This window comes from Caldithrix sp. (assembly GCF_056497305.1).
The window spans coordinates 29,872-40,690 of record NZ_JBSMDE010000145.1 but is presented as its reverse complement, the minus strand read 5'-3'; the positions used below and the strand labels follow the sequence as shown (position 1 = coordinate 40,690).

Genomic DNA, 10,819 nt, shown 5'->3' with positions numbered 1-10,819 from the left:
ACGGAATGTATATGGTGAGTATCCTTTATTAAGATTTAAACGTTTCCATAATTTTAAGAAATACTGATAAAATGTTTTAGTCCTAACAGGTTCTGTTTTTAAAACAATAAAATCATTCTTTTTTAATTCCCTCCTTTCTATGTAATTTATTAAATATTCTCTTAATTGATCAAATAATACAATATAGCTATCACGTTTTGTTTTGATCGTCCCAAACTCATTAGCACCAACCTTGATAATATTTTTGTCAAAATCTATATCACAAACCCTCAGCTTAGCCGCTTCATTAATACGCAATCCTGTGTAATACAAAATGTAAAACATTGCTTCGTATTTTTTTCCTTTTATATATTCAAAAATTTTCTTCAGATCATCATCACTAAAAACAATTTTTTCAAATTTAGGCTCTTTCAACAACTCAACATCTCTTAATATATTCTTTTTAATATATCCATTTTTATAAGCATATTTGAATATCTTTTTTACATTTATAATATATTTATTAATTGTTGTTGGTTTTAAATTATTTGCTTTTAAAAGCTCAATATATCGATTAAACTGTCTTATTGTAAAAGTGTGAACATATTGATTAAACAGATTTAGATCGATTAAAAAACGATCTAATTGATATTTCATCATTTTCTTTGTCCAATCTTTAAAATAAGAATTTTTTAAAAATTCGTCAACTAATTCACCAAATTTTATCGGTGTTATGTGACCATCGTCACTGAATTTTATTTGATTGTATTTTTCTTTAGCTTCTCTGGCGTTTTTGGTTGCTAAACTTTTCCTGACCCTCTTTCCAGTTACATCTATGTAATCAACATAGTAAACACCATTGTTTCTTCTTTTTAGCTTTATGTTTTTCATATCACCTCCCAATAATATTTATCTTACATAATGTAAGTTAATAATTCATTACAAAAGAATCAATATGCGCAAACAGTCTGTTTTCTTGGCACACTTTTGGCACACTTCAGTTTCAAAAAAATATACGTTTTGTTTCCAGCTACCATAACATACATATTGACAACAAGTTATAAAACCATTATATTTGTAATAAAATAGCGGGAGTAATTCAGTGGTAGAATGCAAGCTTCCCAAGCTTGACGTCGCGGGTTCGACTCCCGTCTCCCGCTCTTTTTTTATTACTCTGTCTTTCCGGAAAAAGAGTTTTGTATGAAATACATCTTACCATTTCTTATTATTTTCTCTTTATTGCTTTCATTTTGTTCAACTACTCATCAACGATATTCCCCTGTTCAACGCGCCGATCGATTATTTTTAAAAGGCATGCAGTTTTTGCAGAATGATGAGCTGGTACAGGCAGAAATCCAGTTTCACAAAGCGCTTGAGCAGAAGCCGGATTTTGTTCCTGCGCTTGATGGACTGGCTCAGATAGCTCTAAAACGCGGCCGGCTAAAACAGGCTGAAAACTGGCTGACCAAAATATCTGATTCTAAGGGGACGTGGCCTTTAGTGCATTTAACTCATGCCCGAATGGCCTTTTATCAAGGAGAGTTCGAAAAGAGCCTGCAGCTGTTAACCCTGGCCGAAACATCCCTGCAGGCCTTACAGACAGACTCCCTGTTAACCGAGATTAAAATTTTGAAACTACGTAATTTGATCCATTTAAATCGATGGCAACAAGCAAAGGATTTGCTTGATCAGTTGCAGACCAATGGCCATTTAAATGATGACCAATTAAGGGATTTTGCCGGCCGAGCGCAACAACTGGAAGAATTGATGGCACAGATTCCGACTTCCTGTAGTCCATTTATTTTTAAAAAAGTGCTTACACGAGCAGAGTTTTCCGTTTTGGTGTTCAAAATGTTTAATCCCTTGAACAGCCCACCTAAAGCCTTATGGCAATTTGATCCTGAGATTCCCTGGCAGCAAATTAAAGATGTGCCTTCTGATCGTAACCAGGCAAAGGCCATTAAATTCTTGCTCGACCATCACATTTTATGGGCCTATCCGGATCGCCGATTTTATCCGGGCGATTATCTGACCAACGGTGAGTTGGTCGTCTCTCTGCAGCGCATTGCGCTGGCTATAGATCAGGCCTGGGCCAATGTTCAGATTGCAACGCTGGCCAGGCCTTTGGAGCAGGCTGTGCACTTTGCACGGCAGCAACGGTTGCTGCCTCTGGATCATTTTCAAGCGCAGAAAAAAGTAGACGGCGTGACGGTGATCCAGGCTTTGCTAATGCTCAAAGCTCGCTAAGGCGTCGCGCTTAATCTGGCGACTCTCATGTTCTTCCTTTTTGGGGATTGATTCCAGCGTAAAAATTAAAGTTTTCGGCCTTTCCAGTTGACTTTTAAAGGGAGCAGGCCCAACACACTGAAAATTATCAGGTAGCCGAAATAAAAGATCTGAAAAGCCCAGAAATCTTTTAATAATTTCGTTGATTTTAAGCGTTTGAGTGGTTTTAATAATACCCACAGGTCTGCGCCGAAAAGTGGAACAAAGGGCAGGTAAGCGGCAAAGGAGGATCCGTTCAGCAGCCAATAGATGAGCAGAGCAACATGGGTGACCAGCGAATAGAACACCACAAAATAGCCCCAGGGTCGCATGGTTCTGCCTCCCTGGATCCAGCGCAGGCGCTGTCGGAAAAAGCTTTTTAAATCGGGCAGAGGATGGCTGTAAATGGCCGTCTCTTTATCGATTGTGTGGACAATTTTCCAATTCGTCTTGCGTCGAATGGCTTCCATCAAGGCAAAATCTTCGGTAACAGAAAAACCAATTTCTTCAAAACCTCCTACCTCCCGGTAAGCTTGCAGGCGAAAGGCAAAGTTATTGCCCAAAATACTCACCGGTTTTCCTGCGTTGCTGTTCATGGCATTCATAGTTTGAAGATAGGCCCAGTCCAGAGCCTGTACCCGGCTAAAAAGCGTGTTTTTTAGCGGGCCGGGATTTATTTCTCCAAAAGGGAAAAGACTGGTAAAAGCGCCTACCATTCCCACCTGCGGTCCAAAATAACGCACCATGCTTTCGATCCAGGTCGGCTGAACCAGGCAGTCGGCATCGGTAATCAGAACGAGTTCATGATCGATCTGTTTTAAACCCTGAGCCAGAACATTCATTTTTCCTTTCAGGTTGGCCAGAGTGGATGTAACATGTATTTGGAAAAAATTAGCATGACGTTTGGTAAAGGCTTCCACTATTTTAGGCGAAGCGTCGGTCGATTGGTCATTGAGCACGAACACGTCGAAAAGATGATTCGGGTAGGTCTGCTTTTCCAGGGCAGTAAGACAGGCTTCAATGTAATTCTGTTCGTTGCGCATGGCAATCAAAACTGCAACTCGCGGCTTTGGGGAGGATAGTGTGGCTGGCGTTGGCTCAGGCCACAGGCTGAGTAAGAAAGCGATTAGAAAGTAAAGTACAGCTAATCCAGATGTTACCCAAAAAAAACAATCCATTGCGCTCATTTTTTATTCATTACCGGATTCTGGACGGCCGATTCAATTTTTTCTTCGGCCCATTTAAAATATCCTATTTGTCCTAAAGCACCAAACACAACCACGTAAAAAGGATGTAGAATGGAAACAATAGGTAGGACGATCAGCGAACGCATATCTTTTAACAAGCGAGCCGCTTGGCCGATGAACAAAAATTCAGCGCTCATCTTCAAAAGCCAGCTCAAACCTAACAGGCCTGAAAAATCCAGTGTGTACAAAGCCTCCATGGTTTTGATGGATAACAGCAGATTAAAAAGGTAATAGAACATTAAGCCAAGCGTTATTTTTAGAGGATAATCAAATCCTTTGCTGGCATAGCGTAACCGCTGGTGTAAAAACCTGGACCATAATCGCGGCGGATTATTGAAAACATGGGCATGGAAATCGGCTGCGTATTTGATTTTGTACGAACCGGCTTCGCGTACGCGTGTTAAAAACAGGTCGTCGTCTCCGGAAATATGGGCGCGGTAGGGGCCAAAACCGCCAATCGCAAAGTACAATGATTTTCGGTAGGCCATGTTAGTTCCCACACAGGTTAAAGGCCAGCCCAGTCCTGTTGAAGCGGCGGCAACCGCAGCATGAGAAAGGTATTCCAGGGCCAGCAAGCGTTTAATAAAGTGTCGCGCGGGCTTGATGCGGTACGGCGCATATCCGATGACCATGTGCGTATCTGGGGTAAAGTAAGAAACAACAGTCTCTGCCCAGCGAAATCCCGGCCGGCCGTCGGCATCGGTTAATAAAATGATTTCGCCCCTGGCCTGACGAATCGCATGGTCAATGGCCCGTTTTTTAGGGGCAAAATCCGCTACACGATTGTGAAGTGTGATCGACCTGAACCGTTGATCACGCAAAACATATTGATTTATAATCTGAGCCGTGCCATCAGTGGAGCGATCATTGACGATGATGAATTCGATTTTATCCCGGGGATAGGTCTGGCGAGCAAGCCTCTTAAGACAATCGGGCAGGTTTTGCTCTTCATTGTGCGCGCTGACAATTACTGTTACAAAGGGCCTGGCCATGGTCCGCTTCTGGTTTGGCAAATGCGCCAGACCGCGGTAAAAGTAGAGGATGGCTGCCCAAAAGGTTAAAGCCATGAAAAGTAGCGCGTAATCGATCATTCTTCATCCCAAGTTACTTAACAATAGAACAATTTATCATTAATCACAGTTTTTTCAAAATGATTTATTTAATTTCAATTAATAATTATGGAAATAATGACGAAAAATATTGATAATCAATCAATATTTGAATATAATTAAATAGATCAAAGAGGGAGAGCAGTGCATGAAAACCTGGCAAAGGCTTTTAGTATGTTTTGTTTTTAATCTGGCCTTGGGAAATTTAAGAGCGCAGTCTCCATGGTATGTGATCCATGAAAATTCCGATTTTGTCCCCATGCGTAGCGCCATGGCCTTAAATCCAGATCTGAGAGACCTGTACGCCGTGGGCGATCAGGGGATGTTTTTTGAATCACGCGATCACGGATACACATGGAATACGCTCAATATAGGAACAAACCAGGATTTAAAGCAGATTGCCTACCGCTACAGCTATTCGGCCCAGGGCAAAAACCAACAGCAAATCAACAAAAATTCTCCCTCACAGCTAATCGCCATTCAACGTATTGCCATAATCTGCGGCAGTTCTGGCACTCTGGTTCGATTCGATCTTGACAGCAAAGAGGCCACCTTTATCGACACCCTGACCAGCGAAAATTTGAACACGGTTGTGTTCGATTTTTTCAGAAATAAATACTGGCTGGCAGGAGAGAATGGTTTCTTCGCTTTTTCGGAAGATGACGGCGAAACATGGCACCGCTTTAACCTGAATCCTCCGCGCTTTAATATCAAAAAAATTGATTATGATTACTCTTACCTTTTGTTAATGGGCGATGATGGCCAGGATACTTACCTGAAAAAATTAAGTATTGACATAAATCAGAATGTCAGAGAAGTAGGTACAGATACGATCCCCAATCAGGTTCTGGTGACCCAAGCTCGTGCCGGAGGCGAATATTCCTCAGAAAGCTATTTTATTACGCGATCTCCCAATGATTCTACGCTTCTGTGGAGTTATAACGTTTATGATTTCCCCAATTTTAATTACTATAGACAGATTGATCTTTCTTTTGCAGATCCTACGGGCATGGCCCTGTGGAGTGATTACGCTTCCGGACATTCGGAAATCTGGGTGAGCACAGCCCAGGGACAAATCTGGAAACTTAATCGTTTGGACATGACATGGGTTCTGCAATTTCAGGATGCGCAAAATCGGGCTCTGGGACCGATTATCCCTTCAGACACGGATTACTATAATGACGTTGAAGACGCCGTAAACGGCGTTGTCCTGGGTAGTGGAGGAATAACGGTTTTTAACGGCTTCATTGTTCTGGAAATAATACCCCACCCGGGTGAATTAATATCCGGTCCTATTAATCAATTCAGCGTCAAATTTTCCAACATTCCCGATCTTGTTGGACTGGCAGAAAACACCTTCATTAAGAGCAATTTATCGGGCATTTTACCCTTTACGGTTGATCCCGAACCCGGTGTAGCCAACCAGATTAATTTTACTGTCTCTCCGCTAACCGTTAAGACGGGTGTTCCTGGAGAAACATGGCAATGTACATTTGCTAAAGGCATCCATGCCAGCGGGGTAGATTCCCTTTATTTAAAGAATTTAACGCCTTTTCATTTTGAATATGGTTTTTTCTCAGGTCAGCCCTCCTCGTTTGAATATGTACCCGCCGCCTGGCCCTCTATCCATCTAAACCAAACGACAACCAACTGGGTGGCCGGATTTTTTAACTCAGACAGCTATTTAGATCTGGTGACCTACACGCAAGATTCACTGATTATTTTAATGTCTCAAAATTCGATCGAAAGAACCCTGAAAAAAATCTATGTGCCTGGAATTAATCCTGATATCAACATTAAAAATCAGTTAAAAATTGTTGATCTTAACCATGACATCCTCCCAGACCTCTTGTTGTTTGACACAGTGAATTTGCATCTGCTGGTCAACAACTCCCTTGGTACGGATGTAGATTTTAGACTGGGAGATGGCTTCTATTCCGGTAATAACATAAAGGACGTTATCCCTTTTAATGAAGATAATAACTCTCAAATCGATTTGTTGCTTCTGGATGATGATATTTCAATCATTAAAGATATTGATGAAAATCTGATCGATCCGGCGAATCAATCCATCCTAATTTCCGATGCCTCTACCGTTTCGCGTGTGCAAATCGGAGACATCGATGGAGATCGGATCCAGGATCTGGTCTTTCTGGATAATGGCACCATCCTTTATCGCAAAGGAGATTCCCAATACGGTCTTACAGGCTCCTATTATAACGATACGCTATTGGTAAGTGATTACACCGATTTCTTACTGGCCAATATTGATAATATGCCCCCACAAGAAATTATCTGTTTGAGACCCCAGAGCGTAGAAGCTATTTCCTATCCGGAACGCTATCATAATGAAGCCAATTATCTGCGTTTTTTGTTCTCTTTTTCTAATCCCACGGCTACAAATATTCGTATGTCCATTGATGAGTTCGGAGGCGATCTGACCGATGGACTTGGGCCTAAACTGGATATCTCTCTGCTTAAGAACGATAGTTTACTCATTTACCAGAACATGACCACTGTTCCAGGCGAATTTATCTTTAGTGAAGTTCCTATATTTCAGGCCAGTTTAACGCAACCCCACGATCAGTTATTTACGGTTGATTATGGGGCCGATGGACTGCCGGAACTGGCTATGGTTAATCGCACGGAGGGATTATTGGAATTTTGGGAAAAAGGCCTGTCATGGACTCCAGAACTAACGGTTGATTCGCTAAAACAATACGAAATTCAGCTCTCCTGGAGCCCGTTCCCAACAGATTTGGGCACACTCGATTATTATGAATTGGAAAGAAGTCATGATCCCGCATTTATTGATGGCTTTACGACATATATTAGTAATGAACCCTTCTTTATTGATCACGATGTGTGGCCATTTGAGGATTATTGGTATCGAGTAAAGGCCTATTACAATGGAGGGCAAATAACCAGTTCGTCTGATGCCGTTCATGTTAAAACCTATCGCGAATTGAGCGGTATTTTAAACGGCGTTCTATCCGACACTACCTTACCCTATCTGGTGCTTGATGATTTAATTGTCCCTGCCGGCGATTCTTTACAGCTTTTGAATGGCGTGGATCTGGCCTTTTTGCCCAATACGGGTCTGAATGTTGAAGGCTCGTTAGTAATTAAAGGCAATCATGACGGGCAAATGGTCGAGCTGTACGAAACCGATTCGTTATGGAAAGGTATCGTTCTAAAACAAAATCCGGATACCGCCTATTTTGAATGGTTTGCGATTCACGGAGCGCAAACCGCGATTTCAGCCGAAACGCGTCCCCTGCAAATCAAACTGGGAGGTATCATAGGCTGCCCGGTTGCTCTGCAGTTAAACCAGGTCGATTTCTGGATGCAAAATTTTCTTATCGATAGTGTGTACGCTGGAATTAGAGCCAGTGATGATGTGAACGGTTTTGTTAAAAATATTAATCTGTTTCATGCGCGTGATTTTGGTGTGTTTGCTTCGGGAAATTCCATAATAAATATCAAAAATGCCATCATCTGGAACAACCTGGGGCCCTTGACGGCCGCAGACAGCGCCAAAATTTTTCTCTCGTATTCTACGATTGATAACATTGGCCAACGCGTCTTTACCCAGCACATTTCAAAATTGGCCCCTGTATTTGAAGGGGAAAACAGCAGTGATCCCTTCAACCTCAGTACCATGTCGCCTACGATTGACGCCGGAGATCCGGACGATCCTTATGATCTTGAGCCCCAACCCAATGGCGGTAGAATCAATCAGGGTACCCTGGGGGGAACGCCCATGGCCCTTCCCAGTTTGCAACCCCGCATTGCAGCCCGATTCCTTAAAACCGATTTAAAAACTTTTGCCAAAGGAAAAGATTCTACCGATCTTGTAATCAAAAACTGGGGATACATTGAACTGAACATAGATAGCCTGGTTCTGAAAGCAGGCGCTCAGGATTCTGTGTTTAGATTAGGGTTCCAGAGTAAAACGATCATTCCTGCCCAGGACAGTATGGTTATTCCTGTACGCTTCAGACCGCCTAAACGGGGGATCTATCAGGATAGCCTGATCATCCTGTGCAACGATCCCCATTTACTGGCCGGCAGATATGTAATGCAGATACAGGGCGAATGTTTAAATTCCAAACCGGTGTTGCTCAATGAACCGCCTACCATCGCCTTTGTAGATAGCGTTTACTACTTTAAACCATTGTTCTCCGATCTGGATGGAGATTCCATTGTTGTTCAAGCGCCTACTTTGCCGGGTTGGTTAAAACTGACCACGCAGCAAGCGTTACTGGGCAGCCCCGCGCCGGCAGACACCGGCCGACATGTAGTCCGCTTACGCTTCAGTGATCAGCATGGGGGGCAGGATAGTCTGCGCTTTTTTATTGACGTTGTAAGCCAGAGCCAACCAGTTGCAATTTTCCCTGTTATTAAAGCCCATGCCGTGGGCGGAGCCTTGAGCAAACAGGCCGCAATTAATATTGTTGTTTCCGTCTGGGATTCAAGCAAAACCCAATTAAAAGAAGCCACCCAATCCTACCATTTGATTGTTCAATTATTTAAAAAGGGAGAAACCGAGCCCCTTCAGAATATCGATACCGCTGGAGTTCGCAATTTCTATTTTTATCCTTTAGAAGACGGTGATTATCGCTGCCGTATTCTGGCAACCAAGGGGCTGGCTGATGGCCGACTGGTAGAAGGGAAAAAGGAATTGTTATTTGCCATTCGCGCATCGTTAAAAGGTTTTACCCGTTTTACATGGCACATGATGGCTTTTCCACGTCAAGAGCCAATCGACTGGAGCCAATTCAATTATTCCGATTCCAGCGCCGTCCTGTTCCGCTGGGATGCCAGTGAAAAAAAATATTTTTCCCTGAATAAGGAAGAAAAAATCGAACCTGGCATGGCTTTCTGGCTAATGCCCCTGCAAAATTTAAACTTTGATTTGAATTCCATTCCCGTAGCCATGAGCCCTGAAGTGCAAAGCGTTGCAATTCATTTGAAAAAGGGCTGGAATCAAATCGGGCTGCCCTGGCCCTATTACAAACATTGGACCAATTTACGCTTTTCCAGAGCCAATTCCACCGTTCAGTTAAATTTGCAAGAAGCCCTTAACGATACCTTGATTCAACCGGCTGCTTTCTGGTTTGAACAACGCGATGACTTTATCGGCTATCATGTTGAAAACTTCGATTCGGCCTCTTTTGCCAGACCCTGGTTTGGCTACTGGCTTTATGCCAACACCGAAGCCACTATGTTTGTGGATAATGAGCCTGAATTCCCTTCAGAAACGGAAATCACCGCCGCAGTGCCAAAAGGTTTTGCCAAAAGGCAGATCAATGAACATGAAAACGAGTGGAGCATTAATTTTTCATTACAATGTAATAAATTGAAAGATGAGTACAATCTGATTGGGTTGAGTGATCGTCCTGCTCAACCTATTTTTGAACCTCCGGTTTTTAATGAATTTGCCTCCCTGACGGTCACAGAAGGCGATCACCGGTATTGTCAATATTTCAAACCTCGGGACAATGGGGCAAAATCTTACGATTACTGGGACCTGTCTGTTACGACCAGTGCTGTTCAGAAAGAACACCATTTGAGCTGGCAGCAGGTTTCCGGTCAAAATGAGGATCTTTTTGCTTACCTGGTGGACTTAGACAAAGAAACAGTCATTAAGCTATGGGAAAACGATGAATATGTTTTTACGCCACAGGAGAATACCTACCATTTCAGGCTGTATGTAAGCAAAGACAGAAATTTTAAACCGTCGATCATTCCTTTACAGTTTACCCTGGCCCAAAATTTTCCCAATCCTTTTAATCCAACAACCACTATTAAAATTGGCGTGCCTGAAACCGGAAATAAAGATAAAATTTCTGTAAAGATTTTTGATGTTCTGGGCAAGGAAGTACGCGTGTTGTTTGAAGGGAATTTACCTCCTGGTTTCCATCAGTTTGAATGGGATGGCACAAACGCAACAGGCGATGCAGTGGCTTCAGGTATCTATTTTTATCAATTACAGGCCGGTCATATTTCCATGATGAAAAAGATGGTACTATTAAGGTAGGCCTGAAAAACCTTACAGGCCGTGAAAAAAGCAGTTGCAAAAGCCATTGACGGAAATCCGTTTTCTTCAGGGAGTTAGCAGAATTCCATTAAAATCGAATGCTTTTGACGGCCAACGTTTTTACTTGATTTGTAAGTAAATTGATGAATTTTTTGAACGGCTGAATGGTTTATTGG

Annotated in this window: 5 protein-coding genes and 1 tRNA gene; 3 read left to right on the top strand and 3 right to left on the bottom strand. The window is 42.5% G+C overall.

Annotated elements, in window-relative coordinates; translation table 11 throughout:
* A partial coding sequence (locus ACWB0I_RS12310) for a tyrosine-type recombinase/integrase (protein WP_479388362.1) occupies nt 1-870 on the bottom strand: 870 nt, incomplete at its 3' end.
* Between the two features lie 197 nt (nt 871-1,067).
* Between ACWB0I_RS12310 and ACWB0I_RS12305 the strand changes: the two genes are divergently transcribed.
* A tRNA-Gly gene (locus ACWB0I_RS12305) sits at nt 1,068-1,139 on the top strand.
* Nucleotides 1,140-1,179: 40 nt separating this feature from the next.
* Complete coding sequence (locus ACWB0I_RS12300; RefSeq protein WP_479388361.1) at nt 1,180-2,226, top strand: tetratricopeptide repeat protein; 1,047 nt, start codon at nt 1,180-1,182, stop codon at nt 2,224-2,226.
* A 65-nt stretch (nt 2,227-2,291) separates the two neighbouring features.
* Here ACWB0I_RS12300 and ACWB0I_RS12295 read toward each other — a convergent pair whose 3' ends face one another.
* Nucleotides 2,292-3,422 carry a glycosyltransferase gene (locus tag ACWB0I_RS12295; RefSeq protein WP_479388360.1) on the bottom strand — a complete coding sequence of 377 codons (1,131 nt, stop codon included), beginning with the start codon at nt 3,420-3,422 and terminating at the stop codon, nt 2,292-2,294.
* A 5-nt stretch (nt 3,423-3,427) separates the two neighbouring features.
* Nucleotides 3,428-4,582: a glycosyltransferase gene (locus ACWB0I_RS12290; RefSeq protein WP_479388359.1), complete on the bottom strand. Its 1,155-nt coding sequence runs from the start codon at nt 4,580-4,582 to the stop codon at nt 3,428-3,430.
* A gap of 166 nt (nt 4,583-4,748) precedes the next feature.
* Here ACWB0I_RS12290 and ACWB0I_RS12285 point away from each other — a divergent pair, with 166 nt between their 5' ends.
* Nucleotides 4,749-10,643, top strand: coding sequence for a FlgD immunoglobulin-like domain containing protein (locus ACWB0I_RS12285; RefSeq protein WP_479388358.1), 5,895 nt, complete (start codon nt 4,749-4,751; stop codon nt 10,641-10,643).
* Nucleotides 10,644-10,819 lie beyond the last annotated feature (176 nt).

Coding starts and splice junctions, on each gene's coding strand:
- ACWB0I_RS12300 (WP_479388361.1), top strand. CDS start 1,180: ATGAAATACATCTTACCATTTCTTATTATTTTCTCTTTATTGCTTTCA.
- ACWB0I_RS12295 (WP_479388360.1), bottom strand. CDS start 3,422: ATGGATTGTTTTTTTTGGGTAACATCTGGATTAGCTGTACTTTACTTT.
- ACWB0I_RS12290 (WP_479388359.1), bottom strand. CDS start 4,582: ATGATCGATTACGCGCTACTTTTCATGGCTTTAACCTTTTGGGCAGCC.
- ACWB0I_RS12285 (WP_479388358.1), top strand. CDS start 4,749: ATGAAAACCTGGCAAAGGCTTTTAGTATGTTTTGTTTTTAATCTGGCC.